Annotated in this window: 22 protein-coding genes; 11 read left to right on the forward strand and 11 right to left on the reverse strand. The window is 63.8% G+C overall.

Features of this window, described 5'->3' with window-relative positions; all coding sequences use genetic code 11:
- Positions 1–9: 9 nt before the first annotated feature.
- On the reverse strand, positions 10–981 hold the full coding sequence (cyoA, locus tag AC3CBN_RS05125; RefSeq protein ID WP_488635743.1) for a ubiquinol oxidase subunit II: 972 nt from the start codon (positions 979–981) through the stop codon (positions 10–12).
- 154 nt (positions 982–1,135) lie between these two features.
- Between cyoA and AC3CBN_RS05130 the strand changes: the two genes are divergently transcribed.
- Positions 1,136–2,467 carry an MFS transporter gene (locus AC3CBN_RS05130; RefSeq protein WP_488635744.1) on the forward strand — a complete coding sequence of 444 codons (1,332 nt, stop codon included), beginning with the start codon at positions 1,136–1,138 and terminating at the stop codon, positions 2,465–2,467.
- Positions 2,468–2,479: 12 nt separating this feature from the next.
- Here the strand turns inward: AC3CBN_RS05130 and AC3CBN_RS05135 are convergent, their stop codons facing one another.
- The 3 genes from AC3CBN_RS05135 to AC3CBN_RS05145 form a co-directional block, all read right to left on the reverse strand.
- On the reverse strand, positions 2,480–2,785 hold the full coding sequence (locus tag AC3CBN_RS05135) for a DUF1272 domain-containing protein (protein WP_488635745.1): 306 nt from the start codon (positions 2,783–2,785) through the stop codon (positions 2,480–2,482).
- Between the two features lie 62 nt (positions 2,786–2,847).
- Positions 2,848–3,333, reverse strand: a complete 486-nt coding sequence (locus AC3CBN_RS05140) for a GNAT family N-acetyltransferase (protein WP_488635746.1) — start codon at positions 3,331–3,333, stop codon at positions 2,848–2,850.
- Positions 3,320–3,715, reverse strand: coding sequence for a rhodanese-like domain-containing protein (locus AC3CBN_RS05145; protein WP_488635747.1), 396 nt, complete (start codon positions 3,713–3,715; stop codon positions 3,320–3,322). Before AC3CBN_RS05145 ends, AC3CBN_RS05140 begins: the two co-directional genes overlap by 14 nt.
- A gap of 78 nt (positions 3,716–3,793) precedes the next feature.
- Between AC3CBN_RS05145 and ftrA the strand changes: the two genes are divergently transcribed.
- From ftrA to AC3CBN_RS05165, 4 genes are all read left to right on the forward strand, one after another.
- Positions 3,794–4,783: a transcriptional regulator FtrA gene (gene ftrA, locus AC3CBN_RS05150; RefSeq protein WP_488635748.1), complete on the forward strand. Its 990-nt coding sequence runs from the start codon at positions 3,794–3,796 to the stop codon at positions 4,781–4,783.
- A 105-nt stretch (positions 4,784–4,888) separates the two neighbouring features.
- Positions 4,889–5,743: an EamA family transporter gene (locus AC3CBN_RS05155; protein ID WP_488635749.1), complete on the forward strand. Its 855-nt coding sequence runs from the start codon at positions 4,889–4,891 to the stop codon at positions 5,741–5,743.
- A gap of 726 nt (positions 5,744–6,469) precedes the next feature.
- Positions 6,470–8,074 carry a S10 family peptidase gene (locus AC3CBN_RS05160; protein WP_488635750.1) on the forward strand — a complete coding sequence of 535 codons (1,605 nt, stop codon included), beginning with the start codon at positions 6,470–6,472 and terminating at the stop codon, positions 8,072–8,074.
- 96 nt (positions 8,075–8,170) lie between these two features.
- The gene (locus AC3CBN_RS05165) at positions 8,171–8,542 is read left to right on the forward strand and encodes a SnoaL-like domain-containing protein (RefSeq protein WP_488635751.1); all 372 of its coding nucleotides are present in this window, start codon (positions 8,171–8,173) and stop codon (positions 8,540–8,542) included.
- Positions 8,543–8,765: 223 nt separating this feature from the next.
- Here AC3CBN_RS05165 and rpoD read toward each other — a convergent pair whose 3' ends face one another.
- Genes rpoD through dtd form a run of 3 tightly spaced genes read right to left on the reverse strand, consistent with a single transcriptional unit; the run spans position 8,766 to position 11,243 of the window.
- Complete coding sequence (gene rpoD, locus AC3CBN_RS05170) at positions 8,766–10,622, reverse strand: RNA polymerase sigma factor RpoD (RefSeq protein ID WP_488635752.1); 1,857 nt, start codon at positions 10,620–10,622, stop codon at positions 8,766–8,768.
- Positions 10,615–10,791, reverse strand: coding sequence for a hypothetical protein (locus AC3CBN_RS05175; protein WP_488635753.1), 177 nt, complete (start codon positions 10,789–10,791; stop codon positions 10,615–10,617). Before AC3CBN_RS05175 ends, rpoD begins: the two co-directional genes overlap by 8 nt.
- Positions 10,788–11,243 (reverse strand): D-aminoacyl-tRNA deacylase, encoded by a 456-nt coding sequence (gene dtd, locus AC3CBN_RS05180; protein WP_488635754.1) that lies wholly within the window; start codon positions 11,241–11,243, stop codon positions 10,788–10,790. The genes AC3CBN_RS05175 and dtd overlap by 4 nt, the downstream gene beginning before the upstream one ends.
- Positions 11,244–11,379: 136 nt before the next feature.
- Here dtd and AC3CBN_RS05185 point away from each other — a divergent pair, with 136 nt between their 5' ends.
- Positions 11,380–12,273, forward strand: coding sequence for an LpxL/LpxP family acyltransferase (locus AC3CBN_RS05185; RefSeq protein WP_488635755.1), 894 nt, complete (start codon positions 11,380–11,382; stop codon positions 12,271–12,273).
- A 4-nt stretch (positions 12,274–12,277) separates the two neighbouring features.
- Here the strand turns inward: AC3CBN_RS05185 and AC3CBN_RS05190 are convergent, their stop codons facing one another.
- The 4 genes from AC3CBN_RS05190 to AC3CBN_RS05205 form a co-directional block, all read right to left on the reverse strand.
- The gene (locus tag AC3CBN_RS05190) at positions 12,278–12,592 is read right to left on the reverse strand and encodes a tetratricopeptide repeat protein (RefSeq protein WP_488635756.1); all 315 of its coding nucleotides are present in this window, start codon (positions 12,590–12,592) and stop codon (positions 12,278–12,280) included.
- Complete coding sequence (locus tag AC3CBN_RS05195; RefSeq protein WP_488635757.1) at positions 12,589–14,295, reverse strand: ArnT family glycosyltransferase; 1,707 nt, start codon at positions 14,293–14,295, stop codon at positions 12,589–12,591. Before AC3CBN_RS05195 ends, AC3CBN_RS05190 begins: the two co-directional genes overlap by 4 nt.
- Before the next feature lie 225 nt (positions 14,296–14,520).
- The gene (locus AC3CBN_RS05200; RefSeq protein WP_488635758.1) at positions 14,521–15,564 is read right to left on the reverse strand and encodes a CDP-glycerol glycerophosphotransferase family protein; all 1,044 of its coding nucleotides are present in this window, start codon (positions 15,562–15,564) and stop codon (positions 14,521–14,523) included.
- Positions 15,561–16,376, reverse strand: coding sequence for a glycosyltransferase family 2 protein (locus AC3CBN_RS05205; protein ID WP_488635759.1), 816 nt, complete (start codon positions 16,374–16,376; stop codon positions 15,561–15,563). Before AC3CBN_RS05205 ends, AC3CBN_RS05200 begins: the two co-directional genes overlap by 4 nt.
- A gap of 232 nt (positions 16,377–16,608) precedes the next feature.
- Between AC3CBN_RS05205 and AC3CBN_RS05210 the strand changes: the two genes are divergently transcribed.
- The 5 genes from AC3CBN_RS05210 to AC3CBN_RS05230 are packed head-to-tail and all read left to right on the forward strand — an operon-like array spanning position 16,609 to position 21,742.
- Positions 16,609–17,820, forward strand: a complete 1,212-nt coding sequence (locus AC3CBN_RS05210; protein ID WP_488635760.1) for an O-antigen ligase family protein — start codon at positions 16,609–16,611, stop codon at positions 17,818–17,820.
- 44 nt (positions 17,821–17,864) lie between these two features.
- The gene (locus AC3CBN_RS05215) at positions 17,865–18,815 is read left to right on the forward strand and encodes a UDP-glucuronic acid decarboxylase family protein (protein ID WP_488635761.1); all 951 of its coding nucleotides are present in this window, start codon (positions 17,865–17,867) and stop codon (positions 18,813–18,815) included.
- Entirely contained in the window at positions 18,812–19,747 is a 936-nt protein-coding gene (locus AC3CBN_RS05220; RefSeq protein ID WP_488635762.1) for a glycosyltransferase family A protein, read from the forward strand. The genes AC3CBN_RS05215 and AC3CBN_RS05220 overlap by 4 nt, the downstream gene beginning before the upstream one ends.
- A 22-nt stretch (positions 19,748–19,769) precedes the next feature.
- A complete protein-coding gene (locus tag AC3CBN_RS05225; RefSeq protein WP_488635763.1) occupies positions 19,770–20,630 on the forward strand; it encodes a glycosyltransferase family 2 protein in 861 nt (286 codons plus the stop codon).
- The gene (locus AC3CBN_RS05230; protein ID WP_488635764.1) at positions 20,627–21,742 is read left to right on the forward strand and encodes a glycosyltransferase family 4 protein; all 1,116 of its coding nucleotides are present in this window, start codon (positions 20,627–20,629) and stop codon (positions 21,740–21,742) included. The genes AC3CBN_RS05225 and AC3CBN_RS05230 overlap by 4 nt, the downstream gene beginning before the upstream one ends.
- The last annotated feature ends 6 nt before the right edge of the window (positions 21,743–21,748 follow it).

A 21,748-nucleotide genomic window follows, 5' to 3' on the forward strand; every position in this document is an offset into this window, starting at 1 on the left:
CACTGGAGATCAGTCGGAACGAGGGGGATTCATGGGCATGTCGGCCACGCCTTGTGCCGCGCGACCTGAGCGCACGGCGCCAGTCTCCGTGCCGGGCGCTTTCATGTGAGTCATGCACGAGTTGCTGTCGGGCTGCACGCAATGGGTGAGGATGGCTTGGTAAAGGCCCGGCTCCACCGTGGCGTAGGTGCGCACCGGTTCGTTCTCGCTGGGCTGGGCGAGCTTCACATAGGCATCACGGCTCAGGTCTCCACCGTTAGCTTTGGCACGCTGGATCCACTGCGTGAACGCATCCTCGCTCATGCCATGGAAGACGAAGTGCATGCCCGAGAAGCCGATGCCGCTGTAGTTGGCCGAAAAGCCCTGGAACTCGCCCGGCTGGTTGATCACCGCCTGCAGCGTGGTTTCCATGTTGGGCATCGCATAGATCTGGCCGGCCAGTGCGGGGATGAAGAACGAGTTCATCACCGTGGAAGCCGTAATCTTGAACCGGATCGGCCGATTCACCGGCGCGGCCAGCTCATTCACGGTGGCAATGCCTTGCTCGGGGTATATGAACAGCCACTTCCAGTCGAGCGCGATCACGTTGACGGTGAGCGGCCGTGCATCGGCAGGCACCGGACGACCGGCGGCAAGGCGATCGAGTGGACGGTACGGATCGAGCTTGTGCGCGCTGACCCAGGTGATCGCGCCAAGTGCGATGATGATCAGCAGCGGTGCGGACCAGATCAGCAGTTCGAGGATGGTGGAGTGATCCCACTCCGGATCGTAGGTAGCCTTCTTGTTGGACGCGCGGAAATGCCAGGCGAACAGCAACGTCAGCACGATCACCGGAACGATGATGATCAGCATCAGCAGCGTTGACGTGATGATCAGGTTGCGCTGTTGCACCGCCAGGTCGCCGGACGGCGACATGAGCACGGATTGGCAACCCGCGAGCAGGGCGGCGACAGGTAGCAGCAGTCCACGGAAAGCCTTCATAGACATGTCCGACGACGCAACCGGTGTTCTGGATAGTGAAAGACGGTACGCCGATCGGCGTGCTACAGGAACGGGTGAAGCTTTCCCATAACGCGTGAGGCGTGGCGGTGCCATGCTGCGGCCGCGACATCCTCCCTCTTTCCGAGTAACGACTATGTCAAGCGCGTTCCCTGAACATGACGGCACGGCGGGCACCTCGGTAGAGGAGATCGGGCGGCTGCAGGCTCAGGCGAAAGTGGCGCCGGGCGAAATCGCCATCGGCGTCATCATCGGACGCACCTCCGAGCACTTCGACTTCTTCGTGTTCGGCATTTCCTGCGTGCTGGTGTTTCCGCAGGTGCTGTTCCCGTTTGCCAGCGCGCTGGACGGCATGCTGTACGCCTTCACGATCTTTTCACTGGCGTTCATCGCGCGCCCGCTGGGCACCGCGCTGTTCATGAGCTTCCAGCGTCGTTGGAGTCGCGGCACCAAACTCACCATTGCATTGTTCCTGCTGGGCAGCGCCACGGCGGGCATGGCCTTTCTTCCGAGTTACAACGTGATCGGCACCTGGGCGATCTCGCTGCTGGTTCTGTTCCGCATACTGCAAGGCCTTGCGCTTGGTGGTTCGTGGGACGGCCTGCCCTCGTTGCTGGCGCTCAACACGCCGCCGCAGAAGCGCGGCTGGTACGCCATGCTCGGGCAACTGAGCGCACCGATCGGCTTCATAGTGGCTGGCGCCTTGTTCCTGTTCCTGCATGGAAGCTTGTCGCAGGAAGACTTCATCGACTGGGGTTGGCGCTATCCATTCTTCGTCGCCTTTGCCATCAATGTGGTGGCGTTGTTTGCCCGCCTGCGCCTGGTGGTGACCGAGGAGTATACGGTGGCCATGGAAGAGCGCGAGCTGGAACCCATCGGCATCATCGAGCTGCTACGTACGCAGGGCTACAACATCTTCATCGGTGCATTCGCGGCGCTGGCCAGCTATGCGCTGTTCCATCTGGTGACCATCTTCCCGCTGTCGTGGATCGTGCTGCACGCGGCCCAATCGGTGAACGCGGTGTTGGTTGCTGAAATCATCGGCGCTTTCGCCTGCATGCTTGGCATGATCGTGTCAGGTGTGTTGGCCGATCGCGTTGGCCGTCGCACGACGCTGGGCACCATGGCCGCACTGATCGCCATTTTTGCGCTGATCACGCCGTGGCTGCTGGGTGGTGGAAAGCTCGGGCAGGACGCTTTCATCATCCTTGGCTTTGGCGGGTTGGGCCTCTCCTACGGCCAGGCCGCGGGCAGCGTGACTTCCAACTTCGAAGTCCGCCATCGCTACGCAGGGGCCGCACTCACTACTGACTTCGCCTGGCTGATTGGCGCAGCCTTCGCCCCCCTGGTGGCGTTAAGCCTGTCCGTGCGCTTCGGGCTGGCGGCAGTCAGCGTCTACCTGCTCTCGGGCGTCCTGTGCACGCTGCTGGCGTTGCGGGTGAACAAGGCGTTGGCTACGCGGGAGTAAGCCACGGCACCCTCAGCGCTGTTCGGGCGGCGTGTTGCCCAGACGTGCGATGAGCATCGCATGCGTCGCCAGATTCACCGGGCGATGGATGTGCTTGCCCGCGGCCGGATACCGGCCCAGCGTATTGCCGTTCTCCCAGTCCTGCGCCGGCCGGATAGGGCGTGGCTCGAAGCCGCCGCCGCAATTGGGGCAGACGTTGTGCAATAACTCGACGCAGTCGCGACAGTAGGTGCACTCGAACGAGCAGATCATCGCTTCGGTCGAGGCGGGTGGCAGCGGTTTGTCGCAATGTTCGCAAGTGGGACGAAGTTCCAGCATGTGGCCTCCCGCTGTGGTTTCTCCGGCATCATCGCATTGCCCGCCGTTGCGGCGCAGCCGCGTCAGTCACGGTGATCGAGCGGCAGGCAATAACGCAATTTGGCCGATTCCATGGCACCGAGGCGACGATAGAAACGCGCCGCATCCGTGTTCCACCATGGCGTTTGCCACTGGATCGCGTGGCAACCGCGGGCCTGTGCAAAAGCACGTACCGATTCCCACAGGGCCCTGCCGATCGCGCGGCTTCGCCAACGCTCGCGCACGTACAGACAATCCATGTGCAGATAGGTGGCGCGATCGAGCGTGGAGAAATCCAGCGTGGCGCTGGCATAACCCACGCTGGTGCCGCCCACGTTGGCGAGCCATGCATGCCATAGCGGTGGCTGGCTTTCCAGCGCCGCCTCCAGTGCATCCGTTCGTTCGTCTGATCGGTACGGCAAGCGTTCGTACGCAGCGTGCTCCGCGCACAACTGCAGCAGCGCGGGCACGTCGGCCCTGCCCGCGCGGCGGATCAATGCGGCATCAGGAATATCGTCAGCCGCGCTCAAGGCCGAAACCCTCGTCGAGCCAGCCGGTCAAGCCGCCGATCATTTCCTTCACCGGGCGTCCCAGTTGCGCGAGTTTTACGGCTGCCTTGTTGGCGCCGTTGCAGTGCGGTCCGGCGCAATAGACGACGAACAATGTATCGGCCGGGTACTCCGCCAGACGCTGTTCGCTGATCGTGCGCGTGGGCATGTTGAGGGCGCCGGGTACACGCCCGGCGGCATAGAGCACCGGTGTGCGCACATCGAGCAGTACGAAATCCTTCGCTTCGTGATGGGTCGCGTAATAGACGTCGGCGCAGTCGGTTTCATAGCCGAGTCGGGCCTGGAAATGTGCCAATGCATCGGTGCTGGGGGCGGCGGAAAAACGCTGGACGACACTGCTCATGGACGGCTCCGTGTTGGATGACGGCGCCAGTATCGGCACTGGCGCGCGTCGCCGACATTGGCAAGAATGCCAGTTATCATGAAAAAACCGCCAAAACGTTCAAGACGTCCATCCGGCCCGGCTAATCGCCGGGTGGCGGTGCTGGTGTACGACGGCCTTTGCACGTTCGAATTTGGTATTGCGGTGGAAATGTTCGGGTTGCCGCGGCCGGAACTGGAAGAGTGGTACCAGTTCGGCCTTTGTGCCGTGGACAAGGGGCCGATGCATGCGGCCGGCGGCATGCGCGTGCTTGCTGACGGAGACCTTGACGGCATTGCCAAAGCCGGCACCGTGATAGTTCCCGGCTGGCGAGGTGCCGATGCGCCACCACCACCGGCCTTGCTCGATTCGCTGCGCAAGGCGCACGCACGCGGGACGCGGTTGGTGTCGTTCTGCTCCGGCGTGTTCGTGCTGGCGGCCGCTGGACTGCTGGACGGCCGCCGCGCCACCACGCACTGGCGCTACGCACAGGCTTTGGCGGAACGCTTTCCCCGCATTCACATTGAGCCCGACGTGCTCTATGTCGACGAAGGCAACCTGCTCACTTCTGCAGGCAGCGCGGCGGCGCTCGATCTCTCTCTGCACCTGATCCGTCGCGACTACGGGCCGGAAGTCGCCAACTCGGTCGCGCGACGCGCGGTGGTGCCGGCGCATCGCGACGGTGGGCAGGCGCAGTTCATCCAGTCGCCACTGCCCGAACAGGGCGCCGCGCTGGGCAAGCTGCTGGAATGGATGCGCCGACGCCTGGACCAGCCGTTACCGCTTTCCTTGCTGGCCGATCGTGCCGGGATGAGTGAGCGCACGTTGTTGCGCCGATTCGAAGAAGCGGCCGGCTGTTCACCCAAGCAGTGGCTGACACAGGAACGACTCAATCGTGCGCGTCAATTGCTGGAAGGCAGCGACATGCCTGTGGAACGCGTGGCGGACGTGTGCGGTTTCGGCAGTGCGGATACGCTACGCCACCATTTCCGCCAACATTTGAAGCTGAGCCCCGCACGCTATCGCGAACGCTTCACACACGCGAGATAACCTCCACTTTGTTCCGTTTTCCCGGCGTTTGCCGGGATGACGGTTGCAAGCGGTTCGGTATTGCCTGGCCGTGTATCGCGCCGTTGTCTTTGACAAGGACCTTTCATGATTTACGTGTTGATGAGCGTCGTGTGCAGCGTGCTCGTATCGGTACTGCTGAAACTGTCACGCCGGCTTTCCATCGACGTGGGCCAGGCCATCGCATGGAACTACGTGGTGACCAGTGCGTTGACCGCTGTGGTGTTCCACCCTTCGCTTGATGTGCTGCGCGGCCCGCAAGCGCCGTGGATCGGCTTCGTTGGCCTTGGCCTGTTGTTGCCACTGATCTTCCTGGCGCTTGCCGCGTCCGTACGCAGCGCCGGCATCGTGCGTACGGACGCGGCGCAACGTCTTTCGCTGTTGATCTCCTTGCTCGCCGCGTTCCTGCTGTTTGGCGAACATTCGAGTATCAGCAAGGGCGTGGGCATAGTGCTGGGCCTGCTCGCGCTGCTTTGCATGGTGTGGCGAGTGGAGTCCGCTCCCGGTGGTGAAGCACGCGGATGGCTCTGGCCGCTGGTGGTGTTCGCAGGTTTCGGCGTCATCGACATCCTGTTCAAGCACGTGGCACAGGCCGGCACGCCATTCGCGGCTTCATTGCAGGCGATGTTTGCGCTGGCGCTGGTGGTGTCCGTGATACTGCTGCTGTGGCGCCGCTGGCACGACCGCACCTTCTTCACCCTGCGCGACGCCGTCGCCGGCCTGCTGCTGGGCCTGGCCAACTTCGGCAACATCGTGTTCTACGTGCGCGGCCATCAGGCGCTGCCCGATCACCCGTCGCTGGTGTTTGCCAGCATGAATCTTGGTGTGGTGGCGCTGGGGGCGTTGGTCGGCACGTTGGCGTTCCGCGAGCGGCTGAGTTGGGTCAACACCCTCGGGCTGGCGTTGGCGCTGGTGGCGATTGGGTTGATTGCGCGGGGGTGATGGCTTGCTTCTTCTCACTTCGGGCGACCCGAAGGCAGTCCCTGTGTAAGAGAAGACCGAGGTGAAGGGCGTGTACTCGCGAAGGGCTACACAACGCCAGCTTTCACCAACGCCCCTGCGAGATTGGCCCCTCACCCCAGCCCTCTCCCCGGAGGGGAGAGGGAGCGAAAAGCACGCTTCGCTTTAAGCCCTCAGTACCTCAACGCCTTGCGATGTAGCCGCGTTCCTTGAGGTAGCACGTCGCGCGGCCGAAACCCTCTGTGGCCAACGCTTGTATTCCGCATATCGCTGTGAGCCCTTAAGGCCATTTTCTTTGGGTTACTTTTCTTTGACTCCGGGCATCCTGCCCTCCGCCCTTCGGGCCGGCTTCGCCGTTCGCACGCGCTCCTGCGCGTGCGTGGGCCAGCAAAAGAAAAGTGACTCGCTCGTCCCACGGGGACTAGCTTCGCGTCGCCGGCAGGCGATCGAAACGCCCGCTGCGTAGGCGGCACGCTGGCGACAGCGCACAACCAAGAGCGAACGTCGCTGGTTCCCAGCTTTCGCTGGGATGACGAGCAGGAAGACCACAGCAAGGACCAGTCGCACGCAGGGTGCGCTCCTACAGAAGGGTGGAATAACGTCCTGTTGATGTCACCCGCAATGACTTCTGGCGTATGAAACTGAACCCGCGCACTGCCTAAGCTGGGCGCTTCGCGCATCCGCGCCCGTCCCAGAGGTTCCACCTTCATGCGCAAGCTTCCTCTCGCTGTCGCCCTCGCCGCGCTGATGCTCAGCTCGGGCGTCTACGCCGCCGACAAAAACGACAAGGACCAGAAGCCCGACGCCAAGCCCGATGCCGCACTGCTCAAGTCGCAGTCGTCGGAGACTTCGGGGTCGGTGAAGGTCGAGGGCAAGAGCATCGACTACACCGCCGTGGCGGGCACCCTGGTGCTGCACGGCAGCGGCGACAAGGAAGGCGAGCCGCAGGTCAGCATGTTCTACACCGCATACCTGAAGAAGGGCGCCGAGCCGGGCAAACGGCCGATCACCTTCATCTACAACGGCGGCCCGGGCTCGGCCACTGTGTGGCTGCACATGGGCGCGTTCGGTCCCAAGCGCGTGATGACCAGCGAGGACTCGCATACGCCTGCCGCGCCTTATGGTCTGGTCAACAACGACTACAGCCTGCTCGACGCTTCTGACCTCGTGTTCATCGACGCGCCGGGCGCGGGCTTCAGCCGCCTGATCGCCGACGATGCCGACAAGGGCAAGCGCGAGGAGCAGATGAAGGAGCGCAAGAAGCAGGTCTATGGCGTGGACGGTGACGGCCATGCGTTCGCGCAGTTCATTACGCAGTTCCTGTCCAAGTACAACCGCTGGAACTCGCCCAAGTACCTGTTCGGCGAAAGCTATGGCACCACCCGCTCAGCGGTGGTGGCCAACATTCTGGAAAACGAGGACAGCGTCGACCTCAACGGCGTGATCCTGCTCTCGCAGATTCTCAACTTCGACACCAGCATCGATGGCGCCGCCAATAACCCCGGCGTGGACCTCCCCTACGTGGTGGGCCTGCCCACCTTTGCCGCCACCGCCTACTACCACCACAAGCTGCCGCAGCAGCCGGCCGCACTGGAGTCGTTCCTGCGCGAGGTGGAGCAGTACGCCATCACCGATTACGCCTCGGCACTGATGGCTGGTGCGAGCCTGGACAATGCGCGCAAGCAGGCCGTCGCGGAGAAGCTGCATCAGTACACCGGCTTGCCGGTGACCTACCTGCTCAAGGCCAACCTGCGTGTGGATGGCGGCATGTTCGAGCATCAACTGCAGGCCGATGGCGACGTCACCACCGGCCGCCTGGACAGCCGCTTCTCCGGCCCGTCGCTCGACCCGCTGAGCAAGTCGTCCGAATACGACCCGCAGTCCTCGGCGATCAGCTCGGCCTATGTCGCCGCGTTCAATGACTATGTGCGCCGCCAGCTCAAGTTCGGCGATGGCCAGACGTATCGCCTGTTCGCCGATATCGACCACTGGGAGTTTTCGCACAAGGGGCCGGGCGCCACCGAGGCGTTGCAGCAGTCGACCAACGTGATGCCCGATCTGGCCACCGCGATGAAGACCAACCCGAACCTGCGGGTGTCGCTGCACGGCGGCTACTACGACCTGGCCACGCCTTATTACGCGGCTCACTATGAAATGCAGCACATGCCGATTCCGGCCAACCTGCAGAAGAACATCTCGTACGCGTGGTATCCGTCGGGCCACATGGTCTATGCGCACGAGGATTCGCTGAAGCAGCTTCACGACAATGTGGCGCGCTTTATCGGCGAGACCGACAACGTCAGCAAGCACTGACCCTATGGGCGCGGCGGAACACCGCCGCCGCGCCTTCACGCCCGGCTTCGGTCGGCGGGGTTACCCTCGGCGGACCCTTCCGCCGGAGATGTCCTCATGAGTACCGAAGCCGTTGCCAAGCGCCTGGTTGCCATGTGCCGCCATGGTCAGTTTGAGGAAGCGCAACACGAGTTGTATGCCAAGGACGCGGTGAGCATCGAGCCCGAGGCGTCGGCGCAAGGTCCGTTGGGTAACGTGAAAGGCCTGGATGAGATCCTCGAGAAGGGCAAGCGGTTCCAGGCGGGCGTGACGCAGATCCACAGCATCGAAGTGACCGACCCCCTGGTGGCCGGCAACTGGTTCAGCGTCGTGATGACCATGGATCTGACCATGAAGGAATACGGTCGCATCACCATGACCGAAATCTGCGTGTATCACGTGAAAGACGACAAGATCGTGCAGGAGCAGTTCTTCTACGACATGGGGTAATGGCTGTTGGTTGCGACCTGACGACAGTCACTGGATCCCGGCGTTCGCTGGGATGAAGGCTTGAAAGGTTTCGTCATCCTCCCTCGAAACCAGCGATGACGGTGACTGATGCCATCCCAGCGAACGCTGGGATCCAGTGACTTGAAGCGTCCCGCCTCGCCTTCGCACCAAACAAAAAGCCCCGCTTTCGCGGGGCTTCTCGTAACTTGCACCAGCGCGGTACTCAGTCGATATCGAGGAACGAGCGCAGCTGCTCCGAGCGGCTCGGGTGACGCAGCTTGCGCAACGCCTTGGCCTCGATCTGGCGGATCCGCTCGCGGGTGACGTCGAACTGCTTGCCGACTTCTTCCAGCGTGTGATCCGTGTTCATGTCGATGCCGAAGCGCATGCGCAGCACCTTGGCCTCGCGCGGGGTGAGGCCGGCCAGCACGTCGCGCACGGTTTCCATCAGGCCCGTTTCCGTCGCCGACTCGACCGGCGAAGAAGCGTTGGTGTCCTCGATGAAGTCGCCCAGATGCGAGTCTTCGTCGTCGCCGATGGGGGTTTCCATCGAGATCGGTTCCTTCGCGATCTTGAGCACCTTGCGGATCTTGTCCTCGGGCATCTCCATTTCCTTGGCCAGCTCTTCAGGCGTCGGCTCGCGGCCGAACTGTTGCAGCATCTGGCGGGAAATGCGGTTCAGCTTGTTGATCGTCTCGATCATGTGCACCGGAATACGGATGGTGCGTGCCTGGTCGGCGATCGAGCGCGTGATGGCCTGGCGGATCCACCACGTGGCGTACGTGGAGAACTTGTAGCCGCGGCGGTATTCGAACTTGTCCACGGCCTTCATCAGGCCGATGTTGCCTTCCTGGATGAGGTCGAGGAACTGCAGGCCGCGGTTGGTGTACTTCTTGGCGATGGAGATGACCAGGCGCAGGTTGGCCTCGACCATTTCCTTCTTCGCGCGGCGGGCCTTGGCCTCACCGATCGACATCGTGCGGTTGATTTCCTTGATGTCGGTCAGCGGCAGGAACAGCTGGCGCTCGATGTTGGCGAGCTTTTCCTGCTCGGCATCGATCGCTTCCTTGTAAGGCTTGATGTTCGGCGACCACTTCTGGCGCTTGCGACCCAGCTCGTTGGCCCACTCGAGGCTGCCTTCGTTGCTCGGGAATGCCTTGAGGAACTCGGCCTTGGGCATCTTCACCTGCTTGACGAAGATGTCCATCAGCACACGCTCGTGGTGACGGATGTCGTTGACCACTTCGCGAAGCTTGCGCACGAAGCCGTCGATCAGCGCGGACGGCAGCTTGAGCTTGAGGAATTCCTCAGCCATCTGGTCGCGCAGCTTGACGATCTTCTTGTCGCTGATGTCGGTGGCCTTGGGGGCCGTCTTCTGGAACTTGCCGTAGTAGTCGCGCAGCAGTTCCATGCGGCGCTTGACCTCTTCCGGATCCGGACCGGTCGGACCGGCGTCCTCGTCCGTGGCGGAATCGTCGTCCTCTTCCTCGACCTCGGCGTCACCGGCATCGACTTCCAGATCGGCCGCGGCAGCCTGGGCCGCATCAGCGGCCTCTTCCAGGTCGGCGAAGCCGGCCAGGATCTCGCTCAGGCGACGCTTGCCGTCCAGATGCTGGTCGTATTCTTCCAGCAGCAACTGGATGGTCAGCGGGAAGCTGGCGAGTGCGGTCTGCACCTGGCCCAGGCCTTCCTCGATGCGCTTGGCGATGGCGATTTCGCCCTCGCGGGTCAACAGCTCGACCGTGCCCATCTCGCGCATGTACATGCGCACCGGGTCAGTCGTGCGGCCCACTTCGGAGTCGACCGCCGACAGCAACGCCACCGCTTCTTCAGCAGCAGCTTCGTCGTCGGTGGAGGCGCCGGGGGCGTTGTCCGAGAGCGGATCGGCATCCGGCGCGGCGTCGTGCACTTCGATGCCGACACCCTTGAGCACCGCCATGATGTCTTCGATCTGCTCCGGATCGACGATGTCGTCGGGCAGGTGATCGTTGATCTCGGCGTAGGTCAGGTAGCCCTGCTCCAAACCCTTGGAGATGAGCGCCTTGATTTCCGATTGTTGCTCGGGAGCTTTGCTATTCATACCTACCGCCGCGTATGCAGGAACCGATCAGTATACCCATGTGATGCTTTTTTGACCAGTTTTCAAGTAATAAAATCTGGACGGCAGACACGCAAAAATCGCGCCAAATCGGCATCTTCCGATGATTTTGTAAGCGATGGGCGAGGCGTGCCGTGACGATGGCGGTCATGGCGTCTCCAGCCAGAACGTGACCGGTCCATCGTTGACCAGGTGTACCTGCATATGGGCGCCGAAGCGTCCGATTTCCACCCTCGGGTGCTCTGCGTGGGCCAGTTCCACCAACCGCTCGAACCAGCGACGCCCTTCCTCGGGTGTCGCCGCGCTGGTGAAGCTGGGGCGCATGCCTGAGCGGGTGTTGGCGGCCAGGGTGAACTGGCTGACCAGCAGCAGTTCGCCGCCGGTATCGGTCAGCGAGCGGTTCATGCGGCCCTGCTCGTCGGCAAATACGCGATAGCGCAGCAGGCGATCGAGCATGCGTCGTGTGCGCGGCTCGTCGTCGCCTGGTTGCACGGCCACCAGCGCGAGCAGGCCGGGCCCGATGGCCCCCACGGTTTCTCGCTCTCTATCGTTATGTTCGACATCGACACGGGCAGACAGGACGCGCTGGATCAGGGCGATCATGGGTGAGGTGGCAGCTGGCGATGACGGGAGCTTAGAACTTGGCCACGCGAGACGGTAGCCATGCACATGGCAACGTGGCCGGCGACGCGACGTTGACCCGCGAACCAGTCGCCCGGCCGGGTACACTGCGCCGCTCATGCGATTCGACATCACTCTCCTCTATTGGCTCCTGCGCCTTCTCGGCAAGCTGCCGCTGCGCACGCTTCACCGCATCGGCGCGGGCATCGGCCGCTTCTCGCTATGGCGACACAGTCGCATGGCGCACAACACGTCGGTGAACCTGCGCATCGTGCGGCCTGAACTGGATGACCCGGCCCACGCGGCGCTGCTGCACACGGTGATGGCCGAGAGCGGCAAGTCCGCCACCGAGATCGCGAAGATCTGGGGCATCGACGCCGAGCGCGCGCTGGATCTGGTGCGCGAGGTGCATGGTGAAGCCTTGTTCGATGCAGCACTCGCGGCGGGCAAGGGCGTGATCATTGCCGCGCCGCATCTGGGCTGCTGGGAGCTGCTCAATTACTGGCTGTGCCGCAAGACGCCGATAGCGATACTCTATCGCCCACCGCGTATTGCCGCGGTGGAAGGCCTGCTGCGCAAAGTTCGCGGCGCGCTGGCGCCGGAGCAGGTGCGGGCCGAGGGCGCCGGCGTGCGCACGTTGTACAAGCGGCTGGCGGCCGGCGGCACGGTCGGCATCCTGCCCGACCAGAAGCCTCGCGCCGGCGACGGTGAATTCGCACCATTCTTCGGTCGCGACGCGTTGACCATGGTGCTGTTGCCGCGATTGGCGGCACGCACTGGGGCGACCGTGTTGTTTGCGTTCGCCGAGCGCTTGCCGGAAGGCGCCGGCTACCGCATTCACCTGCTTCCCGCGCCGGATGGGCTGGCGGACGCCGATATGGCCGTAGCATCGCGCGCGCTCAACAGGGGTGTGGAAAGCTGCGTGGAACTGGCGTTCGCGCAGTACCAGTGGCACTACAAGCGCTATTCGGCGGACGATCGTCCCAGTCCATACGACCAGCCGCGGCCGTAGTTTCCTAGCCCAGCCGCCGCAGGAACACCGTCATCTCTTTCTCTGCCTGCTTGTCGCCGCGCGACTGCGCCACGGCGATGCCTTGGCGCCATGCCTCGGCGGCGCGGGACTTGTCGTCCAATGCGAGGCAAGCCTTGCCCAGCAGCTTCCAGGCAGCCGAATAGTTCGGATCAAACGTCACCGCCTGCCGCAGCTCGGTCGCCGCGCTTGCGGCATCGCCGGCAGACAACAGCGCATTGCCCAGAGAGAAGCGCAGCAGTGCGCCATCGCGCGGACCGCCGCACTGCGCACGCAGGTTGGCGATCAGCGTCTCGTTCATTGCAGGGCGCGGAAGCGCCACTCGTCGACCTGATAGACGCGGGTCGGATGCGGCGGCTCGGGCGGCACGCGGCCGGCACGTAGCTCCGCCAGCGACCGAGCCGGCCAGATCACCACCCACGACGAACGGAACGGTTGCACCAGCAGCGGATAGCGCAGGTCGCTAGGTTCAAGCTTCTCGGGGCGCGCCACGACGAGGCCATCGGGGTGCTCAAGCGCGAACTTCTGCAGCGAATCGCCTTGGCTCAGGCGTTCGATGGCGTGCGTAAGCCGACCCTCGAAATGGAACTGGCCTTCGTAGTTGCCCAGGTAGCCGATGGCACGACCCTCGGCGTCCGCCGCGCCCAGCAGATGGGCGGAAGGGCGCAGGTCGAAGTTCTGCCACATGGTCAGGGTGAACAGGGTGTTGAGTGCCAGCGTACCGACAAGCCCGGCAAACGCGAGGCGGCGCATCTCGCCGCGTCCACGCAGCAGCAGTAGGCCGCCCAGCAGCACGAACACCACGCTGAAGAAGCGGCTGTAGCGCTGGGTATTGTCGAACCACTCGCCATGCAGGTCGTTGTGCGCGACCAGCACCGGCAGCACGAACAGGAAGATGCCAAACAGGATGCCGCCCACACCCAGTGGCCAGGTGCCCAGCCATGCGTTGTTGGCCAGCGAAGGGCGCTGGTCGCGCAGCACGGCGATGGCACCGGCCATCAGCAGAGCAGCGCCGGCGAACTCCGGCAACGGGTAGTACAGCTGCTTGCCGCTGATGAAGGAGAACACCACGATCACCGGCACCAGCCAGCACAGCGCGAAGCGGACGCCGCTGTCGAGCGGTCGACGCAGCGTGATCAGCGCCGCCCACGCGCGCGGCCAGCCGCTGAACGGGAACAGCAGCGCCGGGATCATCGGCAGGTACCACCAGAACGGACGAGCGTGGTCGAACGCATCCACTACGCGGCCGGCGGTCTGGGTGAAGAACAGCCGCTGGCGATAGGCCTCGCCACCGCTAAAGCCGGCCGGCAGCGCCCAGGCCAGCAACATCGCGCCACCCAGCAGCACGGCCAGCACGCCACGGCCGTACCAGCGCGCGCGGTTGTCGCGCGCCCAGTCATTCCACAGCGGCCCCAGCAACCACGGGAAGGCGATGTGCAGCAGCATCACCGGACCCTTGGTGAGCAAGCCGGCACCAACGCACAGGCCAAACAGCAGCCAACGCGGTTCGGCGCGCTGCGGCTTGGGCGTCAGGCAAAGCAGCGCCGACAGCACGCAAACGGCCAGCAGCACCTCGTACATGATCTGCAGGCCGAACAGGAAGGCATAGCCCAGCGCCAGCAGCATCCACGGTGCGCCCTTGGCCACCCATGGACGGTTCGGAAACAGCCGCTGTGCCAGCACCGAAACCAGCACCAGCTCCGCGCCACCAAAGATCACTTCAAGCACGCGCGGCCAGACGTCGTTCACGCCGGACACGAGCCAGCCGGCATGGATCAGCCAGAACAGCAGCGGCACCTTTTCGCTGTAAGGCTGGCCATTGATATGCGGTACCAGCCAGTGATGGTGGTTCCACATTTCCCAAGCCACCGCGAGGGTGCGCGTGGAGTACAGCGGCATTGGCCCATGCGAAAAAATCGCCAGCAGCGCGGCCAGTGTCCACAGTGGCAGCCAGGGCCAGAGGGAGCGCAGATGTTCAAAGCGGCTATAGCTGCTGGATGCCACGGGCAGTCTTCTTGGTGAGTAGTGAGACGATTCTAGCCCGAGCCGGGCATGGTCCACGTCGCGGGGAGGCTCAACGAGCCGTCATCCCCGTGAAAGCGGGGGGCAGTGCCTTTTGAGCATTTCGCGAGCAAGAGAGACGCTGGATCCCCGCTTGACCAGCTTTGCTGTTGAAAAGCTCCTCGCGGGGGTGACGGTCAAAAGCGGCGTTGCCGGCCGCCGTGGTGGCTACGCCGGACCCCAATACCCGATACGCCGGCGGATCTTCAGTTTCCGCCAGAAATTCCACGGCTTGCGGCGCCGGTTGCGCCCGCCCGCTGCGATGAAGCCGTCGATGGCCTTGAGGATGCGTTCGCTGGAATGGCCGTCACGGTACGGATGGATGGCATCGCCGTACTCGCGGATGGCCTGCATCAGTTCGGGCGGACGCGACAGTGCGCGCGCGATCGCCGGTTCGAACTGCGACGCCTCGTCGATATCGATCAGTTGCGGTCCCGGCCGGCGGTTCTTGAACGTCACCACCGGCTTGCCGGTGAGCAGGAACTCGTTGAGCGCGGACGAGGTGTCCGAGCACATCATGTCCACCTGCGGGAACAGCTCCAGAATGTTGTCGTTCTCGGCGAACGTCAGGTATTCGTTCTGCAGCGCCTTGTACTTGGCCGTCGTTTCCGGGTTCATCTTCGGATGGAAGGTGACAATCCAGCGCCAGCGGCCATCGCGCGAGAGGCGCTTCACCTCTTCGTACAGCGTCTCGGCCGCACTCCACGAAGGCGAGAAGGTGGAGTGATAGAGAATCACCGGCGGCTGCCGTACCGGCGGCATCGGGCCGCTGATTTCCTTCATGAAAGGATCGAGCTTGGGGAAACCCGTTTCGGTCACGGCGAAATGACCGACGCGATCGGCGATCTCCCTGAACTTCGCCGTGTCGCGCGGACCGGTGGTGCAGTACAGGTCGAAGAAGCCGCGAACGTAGATGTGTCGCGGCTTGCCAGCGTCGAAGCCGTGGAAGGTCTCCACCTTCACGCCCGGGAAGAAATGCGGCACCGCATTACTGGAAGTGATCACCGCACGCGGGTTCCACGCGCGCACTTCCTGCACGGTGAGCAGGCGCTCGCCTTCCATCAGGTCTTCCGCGCCGGGGCCGTCGAAGAACCAGGCCGCTTCGTCGCCGCGTGCGCGAATCGCCTCCTGCACCGGGCGCAGGATGGCCAGCGCGTAACGCTCGGAGCCGTAGAGGAGGTAATGCTCTTTTAGATCGGGCTGTTTGCTCATCGATCGATGCCGTGGCGAATCAGGGCGTCTGCGGCGCTTTCGAGCGAGGCCGGGTTGCGACGCATCTCGTAGTAACGCATGCGTTTGTAGGCGGCGTAGGAGGCTGCGGTCTGCGCGATGACGAAACCGCGCCAGCCATCCAGGAAGGCCAGCCGCAAGAAGTAATCCTTGATGAAGGCCAGCAGGTACACGAACGGCGTCTGCCACATGCGCACCGGCTTGTTCTTCTCCAGCCAGTCGCGGCACTTGAGTTCCGCGTACCGCAGTACCTTGATCTGCTTCTCCGGCAGGCTCGGATTGTTCTCGTGATTGAACGGAGCCTTCAGCGTGACCGACGGCCCATCGAATCGCAGCGATTCGTGCACGCGCGCATCGGTCCACCGCGCGCGGTCGCGGTGGAACAGGCGCGCCATCCGCTCGCCCATCGCCGGCAGGTACCAGCGCATTGGCGCACCCATATAAATGGTGGCGCGGCGCAGGTAGGCGGCGCAGAGGCTGCTGGCCATCAGCTCAGGCAACCGTTGCTCCAGCTCGGCCGCCAGCGCGGGCGAAAGATATTCGTCGGCATCCAGCGCGAGGATCCATTCGTTATTGCACTGGGTGGTGGCGAAATTGCGCTGCGGCCCGAAACCCAGCCAATCCTGATGTACCACCCGCGCACCGTGTGCCTGCGCAATGGCGATGGTGTCGTCGGTGCTACCGCTGTCGATCACCACCTTCTCGGCCGCAAAAGGCACGCTGTCCAGGCAGTGCGCAATATTTTTCGCCTCGTTGTAGGTGATGACCACGAGGGTAAGGGGCAGGGTAGGCATGGCGCGAATTCTAGCCGCAATCGGCCAGGTGCCTGCGCGCAGGGCCTGGGCAGGCGAGCCGTTATGGCGCGGTGGTCGGCTCATTTTCAGCTGGGGGTCTGCACTATCCTGCTGACAATGGCTACGCCAGGCCTGAAACTATGTAGGCCACGTCGGCGGAAGCCGCGTTGAGACACGCGAAAGGCGGGGATGGTGTCCCCGGGCCGCGATAACGATCAAGCAAGTAGGCAGTATGGAAAGCAACGCGAGCCCGTTGAGTACACAAGCCAAACCGCGTCGCCGCGATATCGCGCGCATCGTCCTGGCCATCGGTATCGCCTGGATGATGCTGGGCCTGGTCATCATGCCGGCGGGCGTTTCATTCAATCCGGGCAAGACCTATCAGGCAAGCCTGATCCTGTTGTTGTATCTGCCGGCGCTGTTCCTGGCCTTTTCGCAACGCGCGGCGGTATGGCGCCAGTTGTGGCCGTTGCCGGCCTTCCGGGTGTTCCTGCTGCTGCTGGCGTGGGCTGCGCTGTCCATCATCTGGGGCAAGCTGGCACGTCCGGGAGATGAGATTGGTCGTTTGCTGAGCGTGCTTTCGTTCGTACTCGGCTGGCACGCTTACGCGGCGGACGAGGCGCCACGCATCCGCGGCTTGTTGCTGCCGGTGGGGGTGGCCATTGCTGCCTGCGCCCTTTTCTACTGCGTCAGGTTCCTGGTCCAACCGCAAACCGACGTCCGCATCGTCGGCGAAGGCGCCATCGCGACGGCCAACTACGCCGCGGCACTGATGGGCGCGGTGGCCTTGTGGTTGAGCCAGCTCGAGATCGCCGAACGGCGTTGGTCGGTGCTGCGCTATGTGGCGATCGCTGCCCTGCTGGTCTTCGTGGGCCTCACCCAGACCCGCAATGTCTGGCTGGCATTGTGCGTTTGTGTGCTGGCAATGCCGCTGTGGCGACCGGGGCGGGTGTGGCGCTGGCTGGCGATTGGCGTGCTGCTGGCGGGCGCGGCCCTGGCGATGTGGCCAACAAGCATGCTGCTTGAGCGCGGCGCCTCCCTGCGCCCGGAACTCTTCATGCAGTCGATGCACCTGATCGCCGCGCGGCCGTGGCTGGGGCAGGGCGCGGGTATGCCCATCTCCTTGATGGTGCAAGGCCTGCCCTATACCCATACCCACAACCTGCTGACCCAGGTGACCGTGGAGCTGGGGGTGCCCGGCCTGTTGCTGACCGTGGCCATGTGGCTGCTGGTCGGCTGGCAGGGCTGGCGGCATCGCCGCTCCATGCAGGGGCGTATCGTGCTGGCGCTGTGGGTCTATGCGTCGGTGGTCTTGCAGTTCGACATGCCGCAGATGCTCAACAGCCCGCGACCGTCCTGGCTGCTGCTCTGGCTGCCGTTCGGGCTGGCCCTGGGCCTGGCCTGGCGGGAACGCGCCGCGGTTCGGGCAACTTCCATCCAATAAAACTAAAGTACCCCGATGCTGATTGGGGTCTCGGGGGTTTCTCGATGAACAAGGTGCTGGTAACCGGCGGCGCTGGTTTTCTGGGTTCGCATCTGTGCGACCGGCTGGTGCGCGACGGCCACGACGTGCTGTGCGTGGACAACTTCTTCACCGGCAGCAAGCAGAACATCGCGCACCTGCTAGGTCACCCCTATTTCGAGCTGATGCGGCATGACGTGACCTTTCCGCTGTATGTGGAGGTCGATCGCATCTTCAACCTCGCCTGCCCCGCCTCGCCCGTGCACTACCAGTACGATCCGGTGCAGACCACCAAGACCAGCGTGCATGGCGCCATCAACATGCTGGGCCTGGCCAAGCGCACCCATGCACGCATCCTGCAGGCCTCCACCAGCGAGGTGTACGGTGATCCGGAAGTGCACCCGCAGCGCGAGGACTACTGGGGGCGCGTCAATCCCATCGGGTTCCGCAGCTGCTACGACGAAGGCAAGCGCTGCGCGGAGACGCTGTTCTTCGACTACCACCGCCAGAATAACCTCGACATCAAGGTGGTGCGCATCTTCAACACCTACGGGCCGCGCATGCACCCCAACGACGGCCGCGTGGTGAGCAACTTCATCGTGCAGGCGCTGCGTGGCGAGGACATCACCATCTACGGCGACGGCAGCCAGACGCGCAGCTTCTGCTACGTCGACGACCTGATCGAAGTGATCGTGCGCATGATGGACAGCGAGGCCGGCTTTACCGGTCCGGTGAACATTGGCAACCCGGTCGAACACACCATGCTGCAGCTGGCCGAGCGCGTGCTGCAGCTCGTCGGCGGACGCTCCAAGCTCGTGTTCCGCCCGTTGCCGTCTGATGACCCGCGCCAACGCCAGCCGGACATTTCGCTGGCAAAGGAGAAGCTGAGCTGGGAGCCGAGCGTGAGCCTCGACGATGGCCTGCGCGAAACCATCGCCTACTTCCGCAAATTGCTGCAGGACGGGGTCCCTGCATGAAGGCCGGGGTGACCTTCAGCGTCATCATCACCAACTACAACTATCGCGATTACGTCGGCACCGCGATCGACAGCGTGCTGGCGCAAACCCGCGCGGCCGCCCAGGTGATCGTGATGGACGACGGCTCCACCGACGGTTCGACCGAATGGCTTCTCGAGCATTACGGCGACGATCACCGCGTGACGCTTCGCTGCGTGAGCAATGGCGGGCAACTCTCCGCCTTCGTCAAAGGCATGGATGGCGTCACCGGCGACGTCGTTTGCTTCCTCGACGCGGACGACCATTGGGGCAAGGACTATCTAGCACGCATGGGCGAGGTCTACGACAGTCGTCGTGACATCGATTTCGTGTTCACCGATGTCAATCTGTTCGGCAATGAGCAAGGCATCATCGGCTATGCCGACCGAGCCACTGACCTCGGCTACACGGCCATCAGTACCTGGGTAACGGCTTACTGGTATGGCGCCGCCACGTCCGCGCTGTCCATGCGCCGCCCGTGGGCGCAACGTGCACTGGACCTGCCGCAGGCTTTCCTGAGCACATGGCGCATTTCGGCCGACAATTGCCTGGTGTTCGGCACCAGCGTGCTTGGCGCACGCAAGTATTTCCTGCCCACCGGCATGGTGCACTACCGCGTCCATGGCGCAAACGGCTGGTGGCACGCCAGGCACCGCGAAAACCAGTTCGTCAACCTGTTCCGCTCGCGCACGCTGATCAATCAGTATGCCGAGCGCATGCATATGGACGTCCATACACTGGACTTGGCCAAAGCGGAGTTCCGCAGCAAGCCGGAGCCGGGCATGGATGAGGCGTGGCGCTACGCGGCCATCGCCGCCCGCCGCGGCAGCGCCGCCTGGCCCAAACGCATGGATCGGGCCATTTCCATTCTCCGCCACGGCATGCGCCAGCGGCGCAAGGCGACGGATGCATGAGTCGCAGCGAGATACGCCGGGCATGAATGCGGATCTCGCCCTGCGCGTCAGCGTTGTCGTAACGACCTACAACTGGCCGGAAGCACTCGAGCGCGTGCTTGAGGGCCTGGCCTGGCAGACGCAGCTTCCCTACGAGGTCATCGTCGCCGACGATGGCTCCCGGCCGGACACGGCTGCGCTGATCGAGCGGATGCGTGCCAGTTTCCCGGTACCCCTGCGCCACATGTGGCAAGAAGACCATGGGTTTCGTGCCGCCCGCTCACGCAATCGGGGCATCGCCGCCAGCGGCGGCGACTACGTGATCCTGCTCGATGGCGACATGCTCGTGCATCCGCAGTTCATCGCCGACCACCTGATGCTGGCCGAGCGTGGTTACTTTCTGCAGGGCGGCCGGCTCAAGGCGACGCAGGAGGAATCCACGCGTTTGCTTGCCGGCGGCAAGCCGGTGTTCGCGCCATGGGTGCGCGCCCATTTTGAAGAGTTCGATGGCACGCGACGGCTTTACGCGTTCCGGCAGCCTTTGTTGGCGCGCTGGAAGGCGCGCTCCCGCAACGGCGGTCGCGTGATGAGCTGCAACATGAGCTTCTGGCGTGACGACTTGCTGCGCGTGAACGGTTTCGACGAGCGCATGGAAGGCTATGGCGCGGAAGACCGTGAGCTTGCCGCGCGCCTTGAGAACACCGGCTTGCGACGCCGTGCGCTGAAATGGTCGGCGCTTGCAGTACATCTTTGGCACGACTCGCGCTCGCCGCCTGATGTGAATGACATGAGCCTGCCCAACAATCGCCTGTTCCACGAAACCCGCACGCAGGGCGTCACCTGGTGCGAGCGTGGCATCAACCAGCATGTCGACTTGCTTGAGGGAAGCGGTCACACGACATGAAGCTGCTCTACACGAACTTCCACACGGGAGACGGCGGTGGCCACACCACCTATATCCGCGCACTCGCTGCGGCGCTCGCGTCGCATCATGAAGTTCATGTGGCCGCACCGCCCGGCAGCCGGCTCAATCGCGAGGCGCGTACGCTGCCCGGCGTGTTCGTGCTCGACCAGCCGTTTCCCAATGGCTTGAACAAGTGGAAGGCGCGCCGTCGCGCGCAAGAGCAGCTGGCGCGCTACCTGCGTGCGCAAGCGTTCGACGTGGTGCACGTCAACGGTTCAGCCGATCATCGGCTGGTGCTGTCGGCGATGCCAGGCATTCGGCCGGCGCTGGTTTGGACCAAGCACAATTCCAAGCCGGTGCGCGGCATCGGTCACTGGCTGCGCGCGCGCGTCACGGACCAGGTCATTGCGGTATGCGAGTACACACGCCGCGAACTCATGGGTACCGCCTATCGGCGCTGCCGGCTGGACACCGTCTACAACGGCGTCGATATCGATCACTGGTCGCCGTGGTCCGCTGAAGACGTAGCGGTGGAACGCCGCCGCTGGAATGGCGGCGACGACAGTGTGCTGCTGCTCGGCAGTAACGCGGGCACGGCCAGTTACAAAGGCTGGATGGATCTGGTCGAGGCGCTGGCGACGTTGCCCGCAGCGGTGCGCGATCGTGTGCGGGTGTTGATTGCCGGCGTGCCGCCCAAGGCTGCAGAGCTGGAGCGTGTCGCCGCCCTCGGACTCGCTGACCGTGTCGTGTTTCCCGGCGTGCTGGCCGATCCGCGACCGATGGTGGCTGCTCTCGATGCGGGCTTTGTGCTGTCTTATGACGTGGAAACCATCTCGTTCGCCTGTCGCGAAATGATGTCGATGGGCAAATCCGTATTGCTCAGCGATTACGCCGGGCTGCCAGAAAATCTGGATGCTGGTGTCGACGGCTGGCTGGTGCCGGTGCGCGATCGCGCAGCCATTGCCGCAGCCATCACAGGGCTGCTGGAGCAGCGTAATACCTTGCCAGCGATGGGCGCGGCAGCGCGACAGCACGCCGCGCGCGACTTTGGGCTGCCGCAGTTCGTGGAGCGCACCGAAGCCGTTTACCAGCGGTTGCTGGCCAGCCGCTAGGTCGGG

It is taken from the genome of Dyella sp. OK584, from assembly GCF_057787755.1.